The organism is Pseudomonas sp. 37 R 15 (assembly GCF_900004865.1).
Classification (GTDB): Bacteria; Pseudomonadota; Gammaproteobacteria; order Pseudomonadales; family Pseudomonadaceae; genus Aquipseudomonas; species Aquipseudomonas fluorescens_AM.
The window spans coordinates 86,793-107,657 of record NZ_CVTV01000051.1 but is presented as its reverse complement, the minus strand read 5'-3'; the positions used below and the strand labels follow the sequence as shown (position 1 = coordinate 107,657).

Annotated in this window: 20 protein-coding genes; 9 read left to right on the top strand and 11 right to left on the bottom strand. The window is 61.8% G+C overall.

The window, feature by feature from the left end:
• Window positions 1-72 precede the first annotated feature (72 nt).
• Window positions 73-1,323 carry an MFS transporter gene (locus tag BFQ04_RS18900; protein ID WP_065952109.1) on the top strand — a complete coding sequence of 417 codons (1,251 nt, stop codon included), beginning with the start codon at window positions 73-75 and terminating at the stop codon, window positions 1,321-1,323.
• A 130-nt stretch (window positions 1,324-1,453) separates the two neighbouring features.
• Here BFQ04_RS18900 and BFQ04_RS18895 read toward each other — a convergent pair whose 3' ends face one another.
• The 4 genes from BFQ04_RS18895 to BFQ04_RS18880 form a co-directional block, all read right to left on the bottom strand.
• Window positions 1,454-3,637 (bottom strand): xanthine dehydrogenase family protein molybdopterin-binding subunit, encoded by a 2,184-nt coding sequence (locus tag BFQ04_RS18895; protein ID WP_065952108.1) that lies wholly within the window; start codon window positions 3,635-3,637, stop codon window positions 1,454-1,456.
• Entirely contained in the window at window positions 3,634-4,623 is a 990-nt protein-coding gene (locus tag BFQ04_RS18890) for an FAD binding domain-containing protein (protein ID WP_065952107.1), read from the bottom strand. Before BFQ04_RS18890 ends, BFQ04_RS18895 begins: the two co-directional genes overlap by 4 nt.
• Complete coding sequence (locus tag BFQ04_RS18885; RefSeq protein ID WP_065952106.1) at window positions 4,620-5,144, bottom strand: (2Fe-2S)-binding protein; 525 nt, start codon at window positions 5,142-5,144, stop codon at window positions 4,620-4,622. The genes BFQ04_RS18890 and BFQ04_RS18885 overlap by 4 nt, the downstream gene beginning before the upstream one ends.
• Before the next feature lie 96 nt (window positions 5,145-5,240).
• Window positions 5,241-5,687: a DUF4879 domain-containing protein gene (locus BFQ04_RS18880; protein WP_065952217.1), complete on the bottom strand. Its 447-nt coding sequence runs from the start codon at window positions 5,685-5,687 to the stop codon at window positions 5,241-5,243.
• Window positions 5,688-5,875: 188 nt separating this feature from the next.
• On the opposite strand from BFQ04_RS18880, the gene BFQ04_RS18875 reads away from it, so the two are divergent.
• On the top strand, window positions 5,876-7,171 hold the full coding sequence (locus BFQ04_RS18875) for an NCS2 family permease (protein WP_065952105.1): 1,296 nt from the start codon (window positions 5,876-5,878) through the stop codon (window positions 7,169-7,171).
• Window positions 7,168-8,247: a tRNA (uridine(54)-C5)-methyltransferase TrmA gene (gene trmA / locus BFQ04_RS18870; protein ID WP_065952104.1), complete on the top strand. Its 1,080-nt coding sequence runs from the start codon at window positions 7,168-7,170 to the stop codon at window positions 8,245-8,247. Before BFQ04_RS18875 ends, trmA begins: the two co-directional genes overlap by 4 nt.
• 34 nt (window positions 8,248-8,281) lie before the next feature.
• Here trmA and BFQ04_RS18865 read toward each other — a convergent pair whose 3' ends face one another.
• Entirely contained in the window at window positions 8,282-8,749 is a 468-nt protein-coding gene (locus BFQ04_RS18865; RefSeq protein ID WP_065952103.1) for a DUF2442 domain-containing protein, read from the bottom strand.
• A complete protein-coding gene (locus BFQ04_RS18860) occupies window positions 8,746-9,174 on the bottom strand; it encodes a DUF4160 domain-containing protein (protein WP_065952102.1) in 429 nt (142 codons plus the stop codon). The genes BFQ04_RS18865 and BFQ04_RS18860 overlap by 4 nt, the downstream gene beginning before the upstream one ends.
• Window positions 9,175-9,504: 330 nt before the next feature.
• On the opposite strand from BFQ04_RS18860, the gene aroQ reads away from it, so the two are divergent.
• On the top strand, window positions 9,505-9,951 hold the full coding sequence (gene aroQ / locus BFQ04_RS18855) for a type II 3-dehydroquinate dehydratase (protein WP_065895204.1): 447 nt from the start codon (window positions 9,505-9,507) through the stop codon (window positions 9,949-9,951).
• Window positions 9,951-10,805, top strand: a complete 855-nt coding sequence (locus tag BFQ04_RS18850; protein ID WP_065952216.1) for a shikimate dehydrogenase — start codon at window positions 9,951-9,953, stop codon at window positions 10,803-10,805. The genes aroQ and BFQ04_RS18850 overlap by 1 nt, the downstream gene beginning before the upstream one ends.
• A gap of 366 nt (window positions 10,806-11,171) precedes the next feature.
• Here the strand turns inward: BFQ04_RS18850 and BFQ04_RS18845 are convergent, their stop codons facing one another.
• Together BFQ04_RS18845 and quiC are read right to left on the bottom strand one after the other, a co-directional pair.
• A complete protein-coding gene (locus BFQ04_RS18845) occupies window positions 11,172-11,837 on the bottom strand; it encodes a TetR/AcrR family transcriptional regulator (protein WP_065933063.1) in 666 nt (221 codons plus the stop codon).
• Between the two features lie 75 nt (window positions 11,838-11,912).
• The gene (quiC, locus tag BFQ04_RS18840) at window positions 11,913-13,814 is read right to left on the bottom strand and encodes a 3-dehydroshikimate dehydratase QuiC (protein WP_065952101.1); all 1,902 of its coding nucleotides are present in this window, start codon (window positions 13,812-13,814) and stop codon (window positions 11,913-11,915) included.
• 210 nt (window positions 13,815-14,024) lie between these two features.
• Between quiC and BFQ04_RS18835 the strand changes: the two genes are divergently transcribed.
• Window positions 14,025-15,359, top strand: coding sequence for an MFS transporter (locus BFQ04_RS18835; protein WP_065952100.1), 1,335 nt, complete (start codon window positions 14,025-14,027; stop codon window positions 15,357-15,359).
• A 1-nt stretch (window position 15,360) separates the two neighbouring features.
• Here the strand turns inward: BFQ04_RS18835 and BFQ04_RS18830 are convergent, their stop codons facing one another.
• Entirely contained in the window at window positions 15,361-16,239 is an 879-nt protein-coding gene (locus BFQ04_RS18830; protein ID WP_065952099.1) for a DMT family transporter, read from the bottom strand.
• A 185-nt stretch (window positions 16,240-16,424) separates the two neighbouring features.
• Between BFQ04_RS18830 and BFQ04_RS18825 the strand changes: the two genes are divergently transcribed.
• From BFQ04_RS18825 to BFQ04_RS18815, 3 genes are read left to right on the top strand one after another with little or no spacing between them, the layout of a single operon-like run.
• A complete protein-coding gene (locus tag BFQ04_RS18825; protein WP_065952098.1) occupies window positions 16,425-16,838 on the top strand; it encodes a lipoprotein in 414 nt (137 codons plus the stop codon).
• 55 nt (window positions 16,839-16,893) lie between these two features.
• Window positions 16,894-17,793 (top strand): KPN_02809 family neutral zinc metallopeptidase, encoded by a 900-nt coding sequence (locus tag BFQ04_RS18820; protein ID WP_065952097.1) that lies wholly within the window; start codon window positions 16,894-16,896, stop codon window positions 17,791-17,793.
• On the top strand, window positions 17,794-18,768 hold the full coding sequence (locus BFQ04_RS18815; RefSeq protein ID WP_065952096.1) for a hypothetical protein: 975 nt from the start codon (window positions 17,794-17,796) through the stop codon (window positions 18,766-18,768). It begins immediately after the preceding gene.
• A 488-nt stretch (window positions 18,769-19,256) separates the two neighbouring features.
• Here BFQ04_RS18815 and BFQ04_RS18810 read toward each other — a convergent pair whose 3' ends face one another.
• Together BFQ04_RS18810 and tesB are read right to left on the bottom strand one after the other, a co-directional pair.
• Window positions 19,257-19,844: an HAD family hydrolase gene (locus tag BFQ04_RS18810; RefSeq protein WP_065952095.1), complete on the bottom strand. Its 588-nt coding sequence runs from the start codon at window positions 19,842-19,844 to the stop codon at window positions 19,257-19,259.
• Window positions 19,841-20,710: an acyl-CoA thioesterase II gene (gene tesB, locus BFQ04_RS18805; RefSeq protein WP_065895199.1), complete on the bottom strand. Its 870-nt coding sequence runs from the start codon at window positions 20,708-20,710 to the stop codon at window positions 19,841-19,843. The genes BFQ04_RS18810 and tesB overlap by 4 nt, the downstream gene beginning before the upstream one ends.
• Window positions 20,711-20,865: the final 155 nt, after the last annotated feature.

The window sequence follows — 20,865 nt, the reverse complement described above, 5'->3', positions numbered from 1 at the left end:
AGGTTATTGCAACTCTTTGTTACAACATAATGCTAATCTCGACGCTCCCTTCGGCACCGACCTGTACGCCCAATGCCTAGTGAACCCGCGTTGCTGTTACGTCACCACCGTCCTTTCATCGCGTTCTGGCTGGCGCGGATCTTTACCGCCAGCGGTTTCCAGATGCTGACCGTGGCCATCGGCTGGAACCTCTATCAACTGACCGGCAATGTGCTGGACCTGGGATTGGTCGGCCTGGTGGAGTTCGTGCCGCGCGTGCTGTTCATGCTGCACACCGGGCATGTGGCCGATCGCTATGAGCGACGCAAAGTCGCCGCCATCTGCCAGACCGTCCAGGCGCTGATTGCCCTGTCCCTGGCCATCGGCGGGCTGACCGGCAACGTGACCCGCGAGATGATCTTCGTCCTCGCCTTCCTGCTTGGCGCCGCGCGTTCATTCGAAATGCCCACCACCCAGGCAATGCTGCCGAGTATCGTGCCCAGCGCGCTGTTCCCTCGGGCCGTGGCGTCGTCGCAATCGGCCCAGCAATTGGCGACCATCGTCGCCCCGGCCCTCGGCGGCTTGCTCTATGCGTTCGGCAGCGTCTGGGTGTACGGCCCGACCGTGGTGCTGTACCTGATCGCCTGCGGGCTGACCTTGAACCTGCCGGCCCGCCAGACGCCGCTGAACAAAGGCAAGGCCACCCTCGACTCGCTGCTCGCCGGGATTCGCTTTATCCGCAGCCGGTCGGACATCCTCGGCGCCATTTCCCTGGACCTGTTTGCCGTGCTGCTGGGCGGCGCCACCGCATTATTGCCGGTGTTCGCCAAGGACATCCTGCTGACCGGCCCCTGGGGCCTGGGTCTGTTGCGCTCGGCACCGGCGGTGGGAGCGCTGCTGATGTCACTGTGGCTGGCGCGTTTTTCGGTGGACCGCAAGGTCGGTCGCGTCATGTTCACCGCGGTCGGCGTGTTCGGCGTGGCAACCATCGCGTTCGGGCTGTCGACCTCGTTCTGGTTCTCCCTGGCGGTGCTGGTGGTGCTCGGCGCGGCGGACATGATCAGCATGGTGATCCGGGCTTCGTTCGTGCAACTGGAAACGCCGGATGAAATGCGCGGCCGGGTGAGTGCGGTCAACGGCTTGTTTATCGGTGCATCCAATCAATTGGGTGAGTTCGAATCGGGCATCACCGCGCACTGGTTCGGCACTGTGCCTGCGGTGGTCATGGGCGGGATTGGCACGCTGGTGGTAACCGGGGTGTGGATCAAACTGTTCCCGACCCTGGCCAATCGCGACCGTATGCATGTTCCGGTGGAAGAGCCTGTGTTGAAAACCACCGCCTGACCCGCGATGACAATAAGGTCAAATGTGGGAGGGGGCTTGCCCCCGATAGCGGTAGATCAGTCGCATCAGCGTCGACTGACACGCCGTCATCGGGGGCAAGCCCCCTCCCACATGGGTTACGCGCTGTCTTTTAGAGCACCTTGTCCAGGGTGATCGGAAACTCCCGGACCCGTTTGCCAGTGGCGTGATAGATGGCATTCGCCACCGCCGCCGCCACCCCGACAATGCCGATCTCTCCTACGCCCTTGGACCCCAGCGCATTGACGATCTCGTCGTGTTCTTCGACAAACAGCACGTCAATCTCGCCGATATCGGCATTCACCGGGATGTGGTACTCGGCCAGGCTGTGGTTCATGTAGCGCCCCAGTTGATGGTCGACCTGGGTCTCTTCATGCAGCGCCATGCCGATGCCCCACACCACACCGCCGAGGATCTGGCTGCGCGCCATTTTCGGATTGACCACACGCCCGGCCGCAATGGCGCTGACCACGCGGCTGACCTTGATGGTGCCCAGGTCCTCGTCCACGCGCACTTCGACGAATACCGCCGAATGGGTGGCGCTGGCATAGCCCTCGCGCTTCTTATCGGGCTCGCTGTCTATCTGCACCTCCAGCGCGTCCTCACCGCTGTCCTTGACCAACTGGGCCAACGACACACTCACGTCACCGGTATGCAACTGGCCCTCTTCGAAGCGAACGGACCGGGCGTCCTTGAACACCGGGTAAACCTGCCGGGCGGTTTCCAGCAGTTTGGCATTGAGGGCTTCACAGGCCTGCTGCACGGCAGTACCGACGGACGACACGGTAAACGAGCCGCCCTGCAATGGCGCCGTGGGCAAGGACGAATCGCCCAGCAGGAAGCGGATATCGGCCATCGCCACGCCGCTGGCCTGGGCTGCGATCTGGGTCATCACAGTGTAGGTGCCGGTACCGATATCGGTGGTGGCGCTGCTGACGGTGAGTTTGCCGTCGCTGTCGATGCGCGCCTTGGCACTGGCTTTCATCTGCATGGCTTCCCACACCCCGCCGGCCATGCCCCAGCCGATCAACTGGCGGCCGTCGCGCATGCTGCGCGGTTCGGGGTTGCGCTGGCTCCAGCCGAAACGCTCGGCGCCTTCGCTGTAACATTCGCGCAGGGCTTTGCTCGACCAGGGTTTGTCCTCGTTCTGGTTACGCTCGGCGTAGTTGATCAGGCGCAGTTGCACCGGGTCGATGGCCAGGGCACAGGCCAGTTCATCCATGGCGCATTCCAGGCCGATCACGCCCAGGGCCGCGCCTGGAGCACGCATGTCCAGTGGGGTGAATACATCCAGCGGCACCAGGTTGTAGGTCAACTGCACGTTATCGCAGTGGTAGAGCATGCCGCTCCATTCCACCACGTGTTCGCTGAAATCCTCGAAGCGTGAAGTCTGGCCGATTGCGGTATGCCCCAGGGCCAGCAGGCGCCCGTTGGCGGCGGCGCCCATCTGCAAGCGCTGCAGGGTGCGAGGGCGGTAGCCGAAGGTGAACATCTGCTGGCGGGTCAGGGTGACGCGTACCGAACGCTTCAGTGCCAGCGATGCCATCACCGCCAGTGGCAATTGGTACTGCGGGCGCAGGCCCGAACCAAAGGCACCGCCGACAAACGCGGCAAAGATGCGCACCTGGCTTTTATCCAGGCCGAACACTTTCTGTACATAGGCCTGGCAATTCTGCGGCCCCTGGGTCTTGTCGTGGATATGCAACGTGCCGTCCGGTTGGTACAGCACGGTGCTGGCGTGGGGTTCCATCGGGTTATGGTGTTCGATGGGCGTGCTGTAGTGCAGATCGAGGCTGATGGCGGCGCCAGCCCATTCGGCCTGGAAGTTGCCACGCGGGCCGGGCGGGGTCTGCGGCGAAGGGTGGGCCGATTCCTGCTGGGTGATCAGGTCCGTTTCGAAGTCTTCGCGCGCGTACTCAATCTCCACCAACGAGCCGGCATGCCGCGCCAGCTCCAGGTTATCGGCGATCACCAGCGCCAGCGGCTGTCCGCTGTAGAGCACGCGGTCGTTGTACAGCGGGCGAAAGGGCGAGCCGTCGGCGGCATCCGCATCGGCGAAGGCATCGTCGTAGCTGGCGATCCGGGGGCGATTGAGGTGATCGATGACGTCCACCACGCCTGGCAGCGCCAGGGCCTTGGAGGCATCGATCCGGATGACCCGGCCTTTGGCGATGGTGCTCGATACCACGCTGCCATGCAGCAGGCCGTCCTCGGGAAATTCCCCGGCATAGCGTGCTTTGCCGGTGACCTTGAGCAGACCGTCGACACGGTCCAGGGGTTTGCCGATGGCACTCATGGCTGTTCTCCCGCGACCGCAGCGTCGCTCAGTGCTCGAATGATTGCGCGGCGCGCCAGCTTGATCTTGAAGCCGTTGTGTTGCAGCGGCTCGGCATCTTGCAGCAGGGCATCGGCGGCGTTACTGAAGGTTTCGCGGCTGACTGGGCGGCCGATCAGGGAAGCTTCCACCGCACGGTCACGCCAGGGCTTGTGGGCCACACCGCCCAGGGCCAGGCGGGCGTCGATGATCTCGTCGCCGTCCAGCTCCAGGGCAGCGGCAACCGACACCAGCGCAAACGCATAGGACGCACGGTCGCGGATCTTCAGGTAGTGACTGTGGCGAGCCAGGTTATCGGCAGGCAATTCCACGGCCGTGATCAGTTCGTCATCGGCCAATTGGTTGTCCCGTTGCGGCGCATCACCCGGCAGACGGTGGAAATCGGCAAACTCGATGACCCGCGCCCCGCCGCGCCCTTGCACATGCACCCGCGCCTCCAGCGCTGCCAGGGCTACGCACATGTCCGAGGGGTGGGTGGCGACGCATTGCTCGCTGGCGCCAAGGATCGCGTGGATGCGATTCAAGCCGGTGCGTGCCGGGCAGCCGCTGCCGGGCTCACGCTTGTTGCACGGCACCGTGGCGTCATAGAAATAGTAGCAGCGGGTGCGCTGCAGCAGGTTGCCACCGGTACTGGCCATGTTGCGCAGTTGCGGCGAGGCCCCGGCCAGGATGGCCTGGGACAGCAACGGGTAACGCTGCTCGATCAGCGGGTGCCAGGCCAGGTCGGCATTGCTGACCAGCGCGCCGATACGCAGGCCGCCCTCAGCGGTTTCTTCGATGGCGCGCAGCGGCAATCCGGTGATATCGATCAGGTGCTCAGGGCGGCTGATGTTCTCTTTCATCAAGTCCAGCAGGTTGGTGCCGCCGGCAATGAAGCGTGACGCCGCGCTGCTCAGGTTGACCGCCTCGTGCACATCGGCCGGCTTGCTGTAATGGAACGGATTCATTGCTCACCTCCCCGGTTGCCGCACGCCGGCAGCGCCTCTTCAATGGCGTCGCGGATATTGCTGTAGGCGCCGCAGCGGCACAGGTTGCCGCTCATCAGTTCCTGGATCTGCGCACTGTCGTGGGCGCGGCCTTCGTTGGCCAGGCCGACCGCCGAGCAGATCTGGCCGGGGGTGCAGTAGCCGCACTGGAAGGCATCGTGCTTGATAAAGGCTTGCTGCATCGGGTGCAGTTGGTCGCCATCGGCCAGGCCTTCGATGGTGGTCAGCTCGGCGCCGTCGCACATCACGGCCAGGGTCAGGCAGGCGTTTACGCGTTTGCCGTCACGCAAGACGGTGCAGGCACCGCACTGGCCGTGGTCACAGCCCTTTTTGCTGCCGACCAGGTCCAGTTGTTCGCGCAGCAGGTCCAGCAAGGTGGTCCAGGGCAGCACACTCAATTGGCGATCCTGGCCATTGAGGGTCAAGCGTATCGGGTGGGCAACGTACGGCTGGGCCGCCGCGCCATTGGGGGTCGCGCTCATAAACACCTCACGGGTTGGTCTACATCCGCGGCGTTCAGGAAAATCGCCGTCTCAGGGGTACGACTTCCCGGGGTTTTGAGCGTTCAAGATGATTGATCAGTGGATATTGAGCTGGGTTCTCAGGGTGTTTTGCGGGGGATTGATTGACGTATTGGTGAATTCGAACCAACCCTGGGCCTGCACGTTAAGGTCGAACACATAGATGTAGCCCATCAGCGTGCCTGCCCCGTTGCAGGCCTGGCTGATGTTTCCCACCTGGCACACCGCCGTGCGTTGCCCGTTCAACTCTGCGCCGTTGAAGCGGCCCATCGGGCTATTGCCCAGGCCGACTTCCATCACTGAGACTTTGGTGGGCCCGCGGTGCTCGCACATCTGAGTGGTCTGCACGCGCTCCGGAATGGCCTCGCTGCACTTCGCCGACTCGACCTTGAACACCCGCACCTCGCTCAAGGCCGGTGCAGTCGCGCCCCACGCCGGTGCCGCGCCCAGCCACAGGCTGATACTGGCGATCAGCGCTAGACTCCACACGTTGGCTTTTTTCATGCTGTCGATGACCTGCTGTTGAACGTCGGCGCAGTATGCCTCAAGGCCATGCGCCATACAGCCTCGGCTGCTGGTATGATGCGCCGCTTTTTCCGATCCTCTCTGAAACCACAGGCGCTTGGCGCAGTTTGTGCTTTGACTTAGAGGTCAACAAATCACGACGCAAGATAGCGTCACAGGGAGCCGGCATGCTGGAAAAGCTGTTTCAACTCAAAGCCCACAACACCAATGTGCGCACCGAGATTCTCGCGGGTATCACCACATTCCTGGCCATGGCCTACATCCTGTTCGTCAACCCGAGCATCCTCGGCGAAACCGGCATGGACAAAGGCGCAGTGTTTGTCGCGACCTGCCTGGCGGCGGCCATCGGTTCCACCGTGATGGGCCTGATCGCCAACTACCCGATCGCCCTGGCACCGGGCATGGGCCTCAACGCCTTCTTTACCTATACCGTGGTGCTGCACATGGGCCACACCTGGCAGGTTGCGCTGGGTGCGGTATTCATTTCGGCGGTGCTGTTCTTCCTGCTGTCGATCTTCCGTATCCGTGAGTGGATCATCAACAGCATACCCCTGCCCCTGCGCTCGGCGATTGCCGCCGGTATCGGCCTGTTCCTGGCGCTGATCGCCCTGCACAACGCGGGTATCGTGGTCGCCAATCCGGCCACGCTGGTGGGCCTGGGCGACCTGAAACAACCGGCGCCGATCCTGGCGACCCTGGGCTTCGTGCTGATCGTCGCGCTGGAAGCCCTGGCAGTGCGCGGCGCCGTGCTGATCGGCATTCTGGCGGTGACCATTGTTTCGATCCTGCTGGGCGTCACCCCGTTCGGCGGCGTGACCTCCATGCCGCCGTCACTGGCCCCGACCTTCCTGCAGCTGGACATCAAGGGCGCGCTGGATATCGGCCTGGTCAGCGTGATCTTTGCCTTCCTGTTCGTCGACCTGTTCGACAACTCCGGCACCCTGATCGGCGTCGCCAAGCGCGCCGGCCTGATGGGCAAGGACGGCCATATGCCGAAAATGGGCCGTGCGCTGATCGCCGACAGTACAGCGGCCATGGCCGGCTCGCTGCTGGGCACCTCGACCACCACCAGCTACATCGAATCCGCCGCCGGCGTGAGCGCCGGCGGCCGTACCGGCTTGACCGCCATCGTGGTCGCGCTCCTGTTCCTGCTGGCGCTGTTCTTCTCGCCCCTGGCGGCCAGCGTACCGGCCTTCGCCACCGCGCCGGCGCTGCTGTTCGTGGCGGTGTTGATGACGTCCGGCCTGGCCGAAATCGACTGGGATGACATTACCGTGGCAGCGCCGGTGGTGATCACCGCCCTGGCGATGCCGTTCACTTACTCCATCGCCAACGGCATCGCCTTCGGTTTCATCGCCTGGACCGCCATCAAGCTGCTTTCGGGCCGCTACCGTGAGCTGAACCCGGCACTGGTGATTCTGTCGATTCTGTTCGTGATCAAGCTGGGCTGGTTCAACGCATGACTTTCGACGCCGCACACTACACCGCTCAACTGCAAGACAAGGTCACGCGTTTGCGTGACCTGCTGGCACCCTTCGACGCGCCCGAACCGCAGGTCTTCGACTCGCCGCTGCAGAACTTCCGCCTGCGCGCCGAGTTCCGCCTGTGGCGCGAAGGCGGGGAACGCCACTACGCGATGTTCGCCCAGGACGACAAGCGCACGCCGATCCTCATTGAAGAGTTTCCCATTGCCAGCCAACGCATCAACCAATTGATGCCGCAGCTCAAGGCCGCCTGGCAAGCCAGCGCCGCCCTGAGCCACAAGCTGTTCCAGGTGGAGTTCCTGACCACCCTGGCCGGCGACGCGATGATCACCCTGTGCTATCACCGCCCGCTGGACGAGCACTGGCACGCCGCCGCCAACCAACTGGCGACCGAGCTGGACGTGAGCATCATCGGCCGCTCCAAGGGCAAGCGCGATGTGATCGGCCGCGATTACGTGGTGGAAAAACTCGAGGTCGGTGCCCGTACGTTCAGCTACCGCCAGCCCGAAGGCGCCTTCACCCAGCCCAACGGCACGGTGAACCAGAAGATGCTCAATTGGGCGTACGAGGCCCTGGGCGATCGCCCGGACGACTTGCTGGAGCTGTACTGCGGCAACGGCAATTTCACTCTGCCGTTGGCGACCCGCGTGCGTAAGGTGCTGGCCACCGAAATCAGCAAGACGTCGGTCAATGCGGCACTGAGCAACCTCGATGAAAATGCCGTGGATAACGTCACCCTGGTGCGCCTTTCCGCCGAAGAGCTCACCGAGGCGCTGAATGAAGTGCGACCGTTCCGCCGCCTGCATGGCATCGACCTGAAGAGCTACGAATTCGGCAGCGTATTCGTCGACCCGCCCCGCGCCGGCATGGACCCGGACACCTGCGAACTGACCCGGCGTTTCGACAACATCCTGTATATCTCCTGCAACCCGCAGACGCTGGCGGCGAACATTGCGCAACTGCATGACACGCACCGGATCACCCGGTGTGCAATGTTTGACCAGTTTCCGTGGACGCATCATATGGAATCGGGTGTATTGCTGACCCGTCGATAAATCTGTCAGGCATCATCAACTCCGAAGCTGGAATTCATGTATCCGGCGTGTCGCCGGGATCCAGAACGTCCTTGCGCGGCCGGCCGCCCTTCTTGCCATTGGCCCGGGCGGCAGCTGATTTGGCGGCGCTGCGTTTGCGACCGTTTCGCGAGGCTACCAGGCTTGTAGCGAGGTCCATCAGAGGCTGGCTTGTGGCGATAAGGCCCGTGATCGAAACGTCCAGGTCCCGGGCCTCACAGCAAAGCGCCTTGCCGCCGAAACCGACCTCCAACTGCTGAAAGTCCTGCGGGGAAAACCCCGCGAACTCCGGTAGACCGGCCACCGGCAACATGACACGGCTGCCATCGCTGAAGCCAATGGAGATGCAGTCGTCTTGATAGCGCACGTTGCTGGCATTGGCATACAGACGCTTCAGTTTGCGCCCACGGGCTATTGCCTTGTCGACATCGGCATCGCTGAGAGGCACATAGGGTGTGACTTTGGCTTTTACGATTTTTTTCATAATTCAATCTCCACAAACCCCGGTGCCCTGACCAGGCTCAAAACTGTTTTTTGCCCTACGACATCGTGCCGGGCACGTGCGATCACATAAACGCCCCGCTGAATGATCAACCCCGGCAACAACTCACTGGTTTCCCAATCCCAGGAATGGTTCTCCAGGCAAACCGTTTGCAGGTTTTCCCACCAGATCCTGCGTGCCCGCGCCAAGTAGTGCCGCTGCATTATTGCCTCGCGTAATGCCTTCAAGATCGCTGTGGGTGGTCGGCAGCGTTCAGGGTTTACATCCCACAGCTCCACGTCCCCATCCAGGAAACTGAAACGAAAACGTGCATCCCATGCCCTTCCCCTGACATGCACATGAGGCGGGCAATGCTCATCCCTGAGAAATACCGAAATTACATATCCCTTGTAAGTGCCTACTCTCATCGTAACCCATCCGTTAGGTTGTTTTCCGCCAGGTAACAATTTTCCTGTGTCACCCGACCACCGGCTTCATGCTCACGAAGCTGCGTCAAAGATTAGTAACGCTGAACAAACCGGCGAACGCCGGGTTGTAACCACTCATGCCAACGGTTGGGAGACTCCGTCCGCGCTCGCAAATCGTGTTCACTCTGCAATCCGGCGTAACACTTCAGCAGAAGCTGCCGTGCTGATTAACGGTTCGATAATCGAACACATCTACCGCCATTCATTGACCAAACTAACCATTCAGTACATTTTATCTCCACAACCAATAAAAACTGTGGAGACCTCTCTATGCCGCCTATCGTGCTGGTGCTCAACGGCCCCAATCTGAACCTGCTCGGCACCCGCGAGCCCGCCACTTACGGTCACGAAACCCTGGCTGACATCGCCGCCCTGTGTGGCCGCAGCGCCGAAAAGCTCGGGCTGAGCATTGAGTTTCGCCAAACCAACCATGAAGGCGAATTGCTCGACTGGATTCACGCGGCCCGCGCCCGTTGCGCCGGGATCGTGATCAATCCAGCGGCCTGGACCCACACCTCGGTAGCGATTCGCGATGCGCTGGTGGCCAGCGAAGTGCCGGTGATCGAAGTGCATTTATCCAACGTGCATGCCCGTGAGGCGTTTCGTCATCACTCCTTTGTCTCGCCCATCGCCAAGGCGGTACTGGCCGGGTTTGGTAGCCATGGCTACCACTTGGCCCTGGAGCATTTCAGCCACTCGTTGAAAGGATGCGCCTGATGAAACCCCGCGTTCTCGCCGGCCTGATCGGCGCCGGCATCCAGGCCTCGCGCACGCCCGCCCTGCATGAACAGGAAGGTGACGCCCAGGGCTTGCGCTATTTGTATCGCCTGATCGATCTGGAGGTGCAGCGCCTGGACAGCCATGCCCTGCCCGACCTGCTGCGTGCCGCTGAACAGATGCACTTCACCGGCCTGAACATTACTTACCCGTGCAAGCAAGCAATCCTGCCGTTGCTGGATGAATTGTCCGACGAGGCCAGGGGCATTGGCGCGGTTAACACGGTGGTGTTCAAAGACGGCAAGCGCATCGGCCATAACACCGATTGCCTGGGCTTCGCCGAAGGTTTTCGGCGCAACTTCAATGATGTGCCACGCCAGCGCGTGGTGCAGATGGGCGCCGGCGGTGCGGGCGCGGCCGTGGCGCACGCGCTGCTGGCCGAGGGCGTGGAACAGCTGAGCATTTTCGACGTGGACACCGCCCGTTCCCGCGAGCTTGTGGATAACCTCGCCCGGCGTTTTGGCGAAGGTCGCGCCCAGGTCGGCGGCCACTTGGCCAACGCCGTGACCGAGGCGCAGGGTCTGGTCAATACCACGCCGATGGGCATGGCCAAGCTGCCCGGCACACCCGTGCCGGCCGGGTTATTGCACGCCGGGCTGTGGGTGGCGGAAATCGTGTATTTCCCGCTGCAAACCCAATTGCTGCATGACGCCCGCGCCCTGGGTTGCCGTACCCTGGATGGCGGCAATATGGCGGTGTTTCAGGCGGTAAAGGCGTTTGAGTTGTTCAGTGGCGCCGCGGCGGATGCAGACCGGATGCTGGCGCACTTCCAGAGCATGAATAGCCAGCAGTAGAAACCGGGCCGAAAATGTGGGAGGGGTCTTGCCCCCGATAGCGGTGTATCAGTCGGCACATGCTCAACTGACAGACCGCAATCGGGGGCAAGCCCCCTCCCACATTGATTGCACTCAGCCGTGAAATGGCGGTGCTTCAGGCGGTGAAAGCATTTGAGATTATTCAGTGGCGCGGCGGCGGATGCAGACCGGATGCTGGCGCACTTCCAGAGCATGAATAGCCAGCAGTAGAAACCGGAGCAAAAATGTGGGAGGGGGCTTGCCCCCGATAGCGGTGTATCAGTGGCACATGCTCATCTGACAGACCGCAATCGGGGGCAAGCCCCCTCCCACATTGATTGCACTCAGCCCTGAAATCACGTGTTCTCAGGCCTGAAGGTAGCGCAACACCGATTCGCAGATCATCGCGCGATGCCGCTGCTTGATCGCCTCATCCGACAGTTCGATCTGAAAAATCTCGCTGAACGTATGGCGGTTGGATACGCGGTAAAAACTGAACGAGTTGATCAACAGGTGGACATCCAGGGGCTCCAACCCTTCACGAAACAGCCCCATCTCAGCGCCTCGACGCAAGGTCTCGCCAAGACTCTCAAGGATTTTGCTGTTCATGTCCTTGATCGTACTGGTGCGTTTCACATACTCGGCGTTGTGGATATTTTCGATGCTGACAATGCGCACGAAATCCACGTTCTGGTCATGGTGGTCGAAGGTGAACTCCACCAGCCGGCGAATCGCTTCGCGCGGTTCCAGGGCCGTGAGGTTCATGCGGGTTTCAGTGTTGCGGATATCGCCGTAGAGCTTCTCCAGCACCTCGACGTAGAGCTGCTCCTTGCTGCCGAAGTAGTAATAGATCATGCGCTTGGAGGTGTGGATGCGCTCGGCAATGGCGTCCACGCGGGCGCCGGACAGGCCTTGCTGAACAAACTCGACAACGGCTTCCTGGAGAATATTCTCGCGGGTCTTTTCCGGATTGTTCTTGCGACTCTTGCGCGGTGCGTCTGACACGGCAGAGAGGTCGGGAGTCAGGGTCATGGTGCGCTCACGGCGTTTTTATGCAGGCCCGATTATGGGCCGAGGCGCTCCCCGAAGGAAGCACCCCGACTGCCGTTATAAACGTGCCTGGCGCACCGCACCGCTGCGCGACTTGGCCATTGCCGCCAGACGCACGGCCACGTTGGCCGCGCCATAGCCGGCATAGCCGTTCTTGCGCTGGATGATCTCAAAGAAAAACCGGCCCTCGAAGGCTTCGGTGTAGACGTGAAACAGCTCACCGCCCTGGGCGTCGCGGTCGTACAGCACGTTGTAGTACGCCAATTCGCTGAGAAACTCATCGTCGAAATCAAAGCGTGCGGCCAGGTCGTCATAGTAATTGAGCGGGATGTCCAACAGCGGCACGCCGGCCTCCTTGGCCCGGCGCACTTCGGCGAAAATATCCGCGCAATCGAAGGCAATGTGGTGCACGCCCGAGCCGCGGTAGCTCGATAACGCGTGGGAAATGGCAGTATTGCGGTTCTCGGAAATATTCAGCGGCAGGCGAATCGAACTGCAGCGGCTGCGCAATGCGCGGCTTTTGACCAGACCATAGGGATCGGGCAGCACCACTTCGTCGTCGGCTTCAAAATCCAGCAGGCTCTTGTAGAACAATACCCAGCTGTCGAGGCTGTCGGCCGGCAGGGCCATGGCCATATGATCGATGCGCAGCAAGCCGCCGCTGGCGGCAGTCGCGGGCTGCAGGTTGAAATCGGTGTCGTAGAGCCCGCCTTCGCTTCGGTCCACCAGGTAGATCAGGCTGCCATCCGGCGCACGCACGGCGGCCAGCTCGAGTTCGTTGGGCCCAACCAGGCCGCGATAGCGCTGGCCTTTGTAGGCCACCGCTCGCTCCAATGCCTTGGCACTGTCGTTGACCCGCATCGCCATGGCGCACAACGACGGCCCATGGGCCTCGAAAAAATTGTGGGCAAAGGAATAGGGCTCGCAATTGAGGATCAGGTTGATATCGCCCTGACGCAACAGGCTCACATTCTTGGAGCGATGCTGGCCGGCCTTGGCAAAGCCCAGGCGCTCCAACCAATGCGTGAGCTTGGCGCCGAGACTTTCATCCACGGCAAACTCGAGGAATTCGATGCCGTCGTATTCGCTGGCCGCCGGCGTCTCGAACAGGATATCCACGGGCGCGGCAGGTTGTTGCGCGGCCAGGCGCTGACGGGTTTTCTCTTCCAGGTACAGCAACGAGCGCAAACCATCCGCCGCGTTGGCCCGCGTCGGCGCGGCGCGAAAGCCGTCGTTGAAAATCTCCAGGGACAAAGGCCCGGTGTAGCCACTCTGGATGATCGGCGCAAGAAAGCCTGCCAGATCGAATTCGCCCTGGCCGGGGAAGCAGCGAAAATGCCGGCTCCACTCGAGTACATCCATGGCCAGGATCGGCGCGTCGGCCATTTGTACGAAGAAGATTTTGTCGCCGGGGATCTCGGCGATGGCACTCGGATCGCCCTTGAGGGACAAGGTGTGGAAACTGTCGAGCAAAACGCCCAGGCTTGGCTGATTCACCTGGCGCACCAGGTTCCACACCTGTTGCCAGGTGTTCACATGCTTGCCCCAGGCCAGCGCTTCGTAGCCGATTCTCAAGCCACGGCGACCCGCGTGTTCGGCCAGCAGGCTGAGGTCATCGAGCAGGATGCGTTCATCGCCCACGCAATCGGCCGAGGCGTTACTGCACACCAACACCAGGTCGGTGCCCAGCTCCTGCATCAAATCGAACTTGCGCTCGGCGCGCTCCAGGTTACGGGCCAGGCGGTCACGGCGGCAGCCTTCAAAGTCGCGGAACGGCTGGAACAAAGTGATGGCGATACCGAGGTCGGCGCACATCTGTCTAACTTCGCGCGGGCTGCCGTCGTAATACAATAGGTCGTTCTCGAAAATCTCAACGCCATCAAACCCGGCGGCGGCAATGGCTTCGAGCTTTTCCGGCAGGGTGCCGCTCAACGACACGGTAGCGATGGAACGTTGCATGGGTCACTCCCGGCAATTGTTGTTTATGGCAAATTATTCGCCCCCAGCCTACACGCGGCAATTAAAATGTACGAACCGGTTAGTTTTTGGTGCGATTATCGAACACTATGCCCCTTTGGCGAATTGACGACTTTTTAACCACTGCGCACCATCGACCTTGCATCAAGACCCAGATCTCACCATAAAAATTTCAAAAACGGGTACGACCTCATGCCTCTGCAAAATCCCGCCCTGGCCACGCGCCCCGGCACACCGCACGCCGGCATCGGCGACAAGATCCGCGGCGCCCTGGCCGTGGGTAAAACCCGCTGGGGCATGCTGGCCCTGGTGTTCTTCGCTACCACCCTCAACTACATCGACCGCGCCGCCCTGGGCGTGATGCAACCGATTCTGGCCAAGGAAATGAGCTGGACGGCGATGGACTACGCCAACATCAACTTCTGGTTCCAGGTCGGCTACGCCATCGGCTTTGTGCTGCAGGGCCGGTTGATCGACCGGGTTGGCGTCAAGCGCGTGTTTTTCTGCGCGGTACTGCTGTGGAGCCTGGCCACCGGTGCCCACGGCCTGGCCACTTCGGCGCTCGGTTTCATGGTCTGCCGGTTCATCCTCGGGCTGACCGAAGCGGCCAACTACCCTGCCTGTGTGAAAACCACGCGCCTTTGGTTCCCCGCTGGCGAACGCGCAGTGGCTACAGGCATTTTCAATGCCGGCACCAACGTCGGCGCCATGATGACGCCCATGCTGCTGCCGTTGATCCTGCACGTGTGGGGCTGGCAGGCGGCGTTCCTGTGCATGTCCGCGCTCGGTGGTATCTGGCTGGTGCTTTGGGGCTTGAAGTACTACAACCCGGAAGACCATCCCAGCGTTAAACAATCGGAATTGGACTACGTGCAACAGGAAGTCGAGCCGGAACAACCCCGCGTGCCGTTCAGCCGCATCCTGCGCATGCGCGGCACCTGGGCCTTCGCCCTGGCCTACTCGCTGACCGCCCCGGTGTTCTGGTTCTACCTGTACTGGCTGCCGCCGTTCCTGAACCAGCAATACAACCTGGGCATCAACGTGACGCAGATGGGCATTCCGCTGATCATCATCTACCTCACCGCCGACTTCGGCAGTGTGGGCGGCGGCATCCTGTCCTCGTTCCTGATCGGGCGCGGGATGAACTCGATCAAGGCACGGCTGCTGTCGATGCTGTTGTTCGCCTGCTGCATCGTCGGCGTGATCATGGCGGCCGGCTCCAGCCAGCTGTGGGTCGCGGTGTTCGCCATCTCCCTGGCCATCGGCGCGCACCAGGCCTGGACCGCCAACATCTGGAGCCTGGTGATGGACTACACGCCCAAGCACATGATGAGCACGGTGTTCGGTTTCGGCGGCATGTGCGCGGCCATCGGCGGCATGTTCATGACCCAGATCGTCGGCCACATCCTCACCGTGACCCACAACAACTACACCGTGTTGTTCACCCTGATTCCGGCGATGTATTTCATTGCGCTGACCTGGATGTACTTCATGGCGCCGCGCAAGATTCCTACGGTAGACGTTTAATTTACCGACGCCGCTGCTGCCAGGCAGCGGCCAACCCGCTCATGCAGATCACCCCGATGCCGACCACGGTGGTTGTGTCGGGGGTATGGCTGAACACCAGCCAACCCAACAACCCCGCAAACACGATCTGGCAATAGCCGAACGGCGCCAGCAAGGCCGGCGCCGCGAAGCGGAACGCCTGGGTGAGCATCAAGTGCGCGGTCATCCCACAGGTGCCCAGCGCCAGCATCATCACGCCATGCCACAGGGTGGGCACCTGCCAGAAGAACGGCACCATCGCACTCATCACCAAGGTGTTGCACAGGCCGGCGAAAAAGTTGCTGGTGGTGGGACTGTCGTATTGGCTGAGAATGCGCGTGAGCAGTTGGTAGAAACAGAAGAACAACGCCGAGCACAGCGGCAGCAGCACCGCCGGTGTGAACAACTCACCGCCCGGATGAATGATGATCACCACGCCGACAAACCCGCAGATCACCGCCAGCCATTGGCCACGTGTGACGTGCTCGCCGAGCAAGGGCACCGAGAGCGCCGTCACCAGGATCGGCGCGAGGAAGTTCACCGCCGTGGCTTCCGCCAACGGGATGTAATGCAGCGCCGTGGTGAAGAACAGGCTGGTGCCCAACAGGCACAACGCCCGCACCACCTGCATGCCCGGGCGTTTGCTGCGCAGCACGCGCAGGCCCGATTGCGGCAGGAAAATCCCCGCCATCAACAAGGTGTGCACCATGTAACGCGCCCAAACCACCATCACGATCGGGTAGAACCCGGCCAGGTATTTGGACAAGGCGTCGTGGCTGGAGAACAGAAACGTCGCCAGCACAATCAGCAGAATGCCTTTGAAGGGATGGTTGACGCCGGAAAGCGGGGTACTGACAGTCATTGATTTCTCTTGTATGTCGAGCGGAACGCGATAGCACTCAACCTAGTAATCTAGCAGCCGGGCCTGTGTCTGCCCCAAGAGCATAACCAAACACCGGGCGAACAGCGCACTAAATCAGTGGATTTGAGTCCAACGCTGCACGCACGCCCCAGCGTTGCACACTTTTTAACCAAGGCCCTGCCGATATGAAAAAAATCCTGTTTGCCCTGTCTGCCCTCGCCCTGCTCTCTGCCTGTGACAAGACCCCCAAGGAAGCACCAAAGCCTGCACCCGCTTCCGTGCAAGCAACCCTGGTGCCCGAGACCCCGCCAACCGATAAATGGGTGGGCAAGTGGATCGGCGTCGAAGGCTTGAACCTGAACATCGCCAAGGACGACAGCATCGGCCGCGGTCATTACCTCCTGACCATGCAATATGGCCTGGATGCCGATGCTTCCGGCACATTCAAGGGCCAGGCAACCGACGAAGGCATCGCCTTCACTCGCCCCGACGGCCCCCAGTTGCTGCGTGCCGGGGACGGCGCCGCCACGGGCCTGAAGTGGCTGGCAGATAAAAAAGACTGCCTGATTGTGGCTGCCGGCGAAGGCTATTGCCGCTAACTACGACCATACTCCATCCATATTTTTGCCGGACCGTTAACAAGAGGATTGCCCCATGCTATGGAAAAAAGGCCGACGCAGCGACAACGTGGTCGATGCCCGCGATGACAGCCGCGGCGGTGGCGGTGGCGGTGGTATGCGCTTCGGTGGCGGCAAGGGCCTGAGCCTCACCGCTATCGTGCTGATCGTCGGCATCGGCTGGCTCACCGGCCAGGACCCGATGCAGATCCTCGGCCAGTTGACCGGCCAGATGGAACAGGCGCCGTCGGTCAGCACGCAGCCACAGTCGCGCCAGGCGCCGCCGGCCAACGATGAGCAGGCCGACTTTGTCCGCGCCGTGCTGGGCGATACCGAAGACACCTGGGGCCAGGTATTCCAGGAAAACGGCCTGGCCTACAAGAACCCGAAACTGATCCTGTTCCGTGGCCGGGTGAACTCCGCCTGCGGGGGCGCCACCGCGGCCAGCGGCCCGTTCTATTGCCCGGCGGATCAGCAGGTGTACCTGGACCTGGATTTCTTCCGGGAAATGTCGCAACGCTTCCAGGCCGCCGGCGATTTCGCCCAGGCGTATGTGATCGCCCACGAAGTCGGGCATCACGTGCAAACCCTGCTCGGTATTTCGTCCAAGATCCAGGCCGCGCGCGAGCAAGGTCGACCCATGCAAGGCGACGGTGGCTTGCTGGTACGCCAGGAACTGCAAGCCGACTGCTTTGCCGGCGTGTGGGCCAACCGCGCCCAAAAACGCCTGAACTGGCTGGAGCCCGGTGATATCGAAGAAGCCCTGAACGCGGCCAATGCCATCGGCGACGACCGCCTGCAGCAACAGGGCCAGGGGCGCGTAGTGCCGGACTCGTTCACCCACGGTACCTCGGCCCAGCGCGTGCGCTGGTTCAAGACCGGCTTCGCCCAGGGGCAGATCGCCCAGTGCGATACCTTTAATGCCAAGAGTCTCTAAATGAATAAACGATTGGGGTTGCTGCTGGGTGTGTTGGTGTCCTGTTGCACCCTGGCGGCCGAACACAGCGTCAAGGTGGTCAGCCCCGATCGTTTTCATCTGGAGGCCGGCGACCTCAGCCTCGGCTTGAGCCAGGATTGGCGCCAGCCGCTGCCCAAGGTCACTCGTGCGCTGATCATCGTGCATGGCCGCCTGCGCAATGCGCAGACCTACCTGCAAAGCGGCATCGACGCCGCCAACCATGCCGGGGTTGGCGGCAACACGCTGGTGATCGCGCCGCAGTTTCTCAATCAGTTGGATGTGAAGCGTAACCACTTGGGCGATCAGGTGTTGCATTGGAAGGGTAACGACTGGATGGCCGGCGAACCGTCAATCGGCCCGGGCCAGATCAGCTCGTTTGCCGCCCTCGACCAGATCATCAAGCACCTGGGCAGCCGCACACTGTTCCCGGCGCTCAAGGAAATCGTGGTCGCCGGGCATTCCGGCGGTGGCCAGGTGGTGCAGCGTTTCGCTGTCACCGGCCACACTCACCCGATGCTGGAGACCGAGGGCATCAGCCTGCGCTATGTGGTCGCCAACCCATCGTCCTATGCCTACTTCAGCCCGCAGCGGCCGGTGCCGTTCGAAATAGCCGATTGTCCAGGTTTCAATGACTGGAAATACGGCATGCAAAAGCTGCCGGCCTACGCCGGCGACCACGGTGCCGAACAGTTGGAGCGGGCCTACGTATCACGCGATATCACCTACCTGCTGGGCCAGCAGGACACCGACCCCAACCACCCAGCGCTGGATAAAAGCTGCGAAGCCCAAACCCAGGGCGCGTATCGGCTGATTCGCGGGCACAACTATTTTGACTACCTCAAGCGGCGGCATCCGCAGCTGGGTCACAGGTTGGTGGAAGTGCCAGGGGTTGGGCATGACGGGGATAAGATGTTGACTTCGCCGCAGGGAGAAAAGGTGTTGTTTGCACCATAATCACTGAAGAAACCCAATCAAAATGTGGGAGGGGGCTTGCCCCCGATGGCGGTGTGTCAGTCAGCACATGTTTAGCTGACAGCCCGCTATCGGGAGCAAGCCCCCTCCCACAGTTGATCTTCATGGCCTGGGCTGGATCATCCGGCACAACGCTGCGCAGCAGAGACGTTCCCGCACTCACTGAAGAAACCGGATTAAAAATGTGGGAGGGGGCTTGCTCCCGATGGCGGTGTGTCAGTCAGCACATGTTTAGCTGACAGACCGCTATCGGGAGCAAGCCCCCTCCCACAGTTGATCTTCATTGCCTGGGCTGGATCATCCGGCACAACGCTGCGCAGCAGAAACGTTCCCGCACTCACTGAAGAAACCGGATTAAAAATGTGGGAGGGGGCTTGCTCCCGATGGCGGTGTGTCAGTCAGCACATGTTTAGCTGACAGCCCGCTATCGGGGGCAAGCCCCCTCCCACAGTTGATCTCTATTGCCTGGGTTAAATCATTCGGCGCAGCGCCGAACAGTCCTCGGCATGCCAATCCGCCAACTCCGGCCAGGGGTTCTGCGGCAGGTTCACCAACACGGTCCTGGTCCCCGCTGCCCGGCCACAGTCCAGGTCAAAACGATAATCCCCCACCATCACCATCTCGCGGGGTGCTACGCCCCAGGCCGCCGCCAGTTTCAACAAGCCACCCGGGTCAGGCTTGGGCGGCGCGTCCTCACGCCCCAGCACATCCTCAATGGCAAAGCAGTCCGCCAGGCCAATCGCCTCCAGGGTGATATGGGCCAGCTCCTGGGCATTGCGCGTCAGAATTCCCAGGCGATAACCGCGTGCGGCCAGCTCGCGCACCAGTTCAACCGCACCTTGCGCCGCCACCGAGCCCAGCGCCAGCTCGCGCTCATGCTCCAGCAGCCAGGCATGCTTGGCTGCCGCGATGTCCGCCGGCAACGCGGCAAGGTGCGTGAGAATGTCGTCTTCGGCAGGAATCTCCAGCGCCACCCGGATGGCCGCGAAATCATGCACCGCCACCGTGAGGGTGCCGTCCATGTCGAACACCCAATGCCGGACGTCGGCCAGGCTCATGCCCAGTCCTTGCGATGGCGAATCAAGCCTTCCTGGGTCACCGAGGCCACCAGTTGCCCGGCGCGGTTGTACACGCTGCCACGGGAAAACCCACGGGAATTGCCGGCCCAGGGGCTGTCCATGGCATACAGCAACCAATCATCGGCGCGCAGGTCGGCGTGAAACCACAGCGCGTGGTCGAGGCTGGCGACTTGCATGTCTTTCTGCCACACGGTCTTGCCGTGGGGCAGCAGCGAGGTGGTCAGCAGGCCGAAGTCCGAGGCGTAGGCCAGCAGGTATTTATGCAATGCCGGCGCATCGGCCAGGGCGCCGTCGGCGCGAAACCACACGTACTTGACCGGGTCGGACGGCTGCGGGTTGAACGGGTCCTTTTCGGTGACCGGGCGCACTTCGATGGGCTTGGGGCACAGCAGCTTGTCGCGCATGTGCTCGGGGATCAGGTGCGCGCGCTGCTGAGTCAGCTCCAGCTCCGATGGCAGGTTCTCCGGGCCGACCACCACGGGCATGGTGGTCTGGTGCTCGAAGCCTTCTTCGTCGTACTGGAACGAGGTCGTGCAGGTGAAGATCGGATGGCCCTTCTGAATCGCGGTGACGCGGCGCGTACTGAAACTGCCGCCATCGCGCACGCGGTCCACCGAATACACCACCGGCAACGCCGCGTCTCCAGGGCGCAGGAAATAACCGTGCAGGGAATGTACGTGACGCGCTTCTTCTACCGTCTGGCTGGCCGCCGACAGCGACTGGCCAAGCACCTGGCCACCGAACAGTTGGCGAAAACCCAGGTCCTGGCTGCGGCCGCGAAAGAGGTTTTCCTCGATCGGCTCCAGGGTCAGCAAGTCCACCAGATCTTCCAATACTTGGCTCATTGAAACTCTCCTCAAAGCAAAACGGTATCTACCTGTAGGAGCGAGCTTGCTCGCGAAAATCGTTAACGATGACGCAGCGCTCTTGGTTTACCGCAGCGCGCTTGCGTCCTTCGCGAGCAAGCTCGCTCCTACAGGTTTCTATTAAGTATGACCGC

Coding starts and splice junctions, on each gene's coding strand:
- BFQ04_RS18900 (WP_065952109.1), top strand. CDS start 73: ATGCCTAGTGAACCCGCGTTGCTGTTACGTCACCACCGTCCTTTCATC.
- BFQ04_RS18895 (WP_065952108.1), bottom strand. CDS start 3,637: ATGAGTGCCATCGGCAAACCCCTGGACCGTGTCGACGGTCTGCTCAAG.
- BFQ04_RS18890 (WP_065952107.1), bottom strand. CDS start 4,623: ATGAATCCGTTCCATTACAGCAAGCCGGCCGATGTGCACGAGGCGGTC.
- BFQ04_RS18885 (WP_065952106.1), bottom strand. CDS start 5,144: ATGAGCGCGACCCCCAATGGCGCGGCGGCCCAGCCGTACGTTGCCCAC.
- BFQ04_RS18880 (WP_065952217.1), bottom strand. CDS start 5,687: ATGAAAAAAGCCAACGTGTGGAGTCTAGCGCTGATCGCCAGTATCAGC.
- BFQ04_RS18875 (WP_065952105.1), top strand. CDS start 5,876: ATGCTGGAAAAGCTGTTTCAACTCAAAGCCCACAACACCAATGTGCGC.
- trmA (WP_065952104.1), top strand. CDS start 7,168: ATGACTTTCGACGCCGCACACTACACCGCTCAACTGCAAGACAAGGTC.
- BFQ04_RS18865 (WP_065952103.1), bottom strand. CDS start 8,749: ATGAAAAAAATCGTAAAAGCCAAAGTCACACCCTATGTGCCTCTCAGC.
- BFQ04_RS18860 (WP_065952102.1), bottom strand. CDS start 9,174: ATGAGAGTAGGCACTTACAAGGGATATGTAATTTCGGTATTTCTCAGG.
- aroQ (WP_065895204.1), top strand. CDS start 9,505: ATGCCGCCTATCGTGCTGGTGCTCAACGGCCCCAATCTGAACCTGCTC.
- BFQ04_RS18850 (WP_065952216.1), top strand. CDS start 9,951: ATGAAACCCCGCGTTCTCGCCGGCCTGATCGGCGCCGGCATCCAGGCC.
- BFQ04_RS18845 (WP_065933063.1), bottom strand. CDS start 11,837: ATGACCCTGACTCCCGACCTCTCTGCCGTGTCAGACGCACCGCGCAAG.
- quiC (WP_065952101.1), bottom strand. CDS start 13,814: ATGCAACGTTCCATCGCTACCGTGTCGTTGAGCGGCACCCTGCCGGAA.
- BFQ04_RS18835 (WP_065952100.1), top strand. CDS start 14,025: ATGCCTCTGCAAAATCCCGCCCTGGCCACGCGCCCCGGCACACCGCAC.
- BFQ04_RS18830 (WP_065952099.1), bottom strand. CDS start 16,239: ATGACTGTCAGTACCCCGCTTTCCGGCGTCAACCATCCCTTCAAAGGC.
- BFQ04_RS18825 (WP_065952098.1), top strand. CDS start 16,425: ATGAAAAAAATCCTGTTTGCCCTGTCTGCCCTCGCCCTGCTCTCTGCC.
- BFQ04_RS18820 (WP_065952097.1), top strand. CDS start 16,894: ATGCTATGGAAAAAAGGCCGACGCAGCGACAACGTGGTCGATGCCCGC.
- BFQ04_RS18815 (WP_065952096.1), top strand. CDS start 17,794: ATGAATAAACGATTGGGGTTGCTGCTGGGTGTGTTGGTGTCCTGTTGC.
- BFQ04_RS18810 (WP_065952095.1), bottom strand. CDS start 19,844: ATGAGCCTGGCCGACGTCCGGCATTGGGTGTTCGACATGGACGGCACC.
- tesB (WP_065895199.1), bottom strand. CDS start 20,710: ATGAGCCAAGTATTGGAAGATCTGGTGGACTTGCTGACCCTGGAGCCG.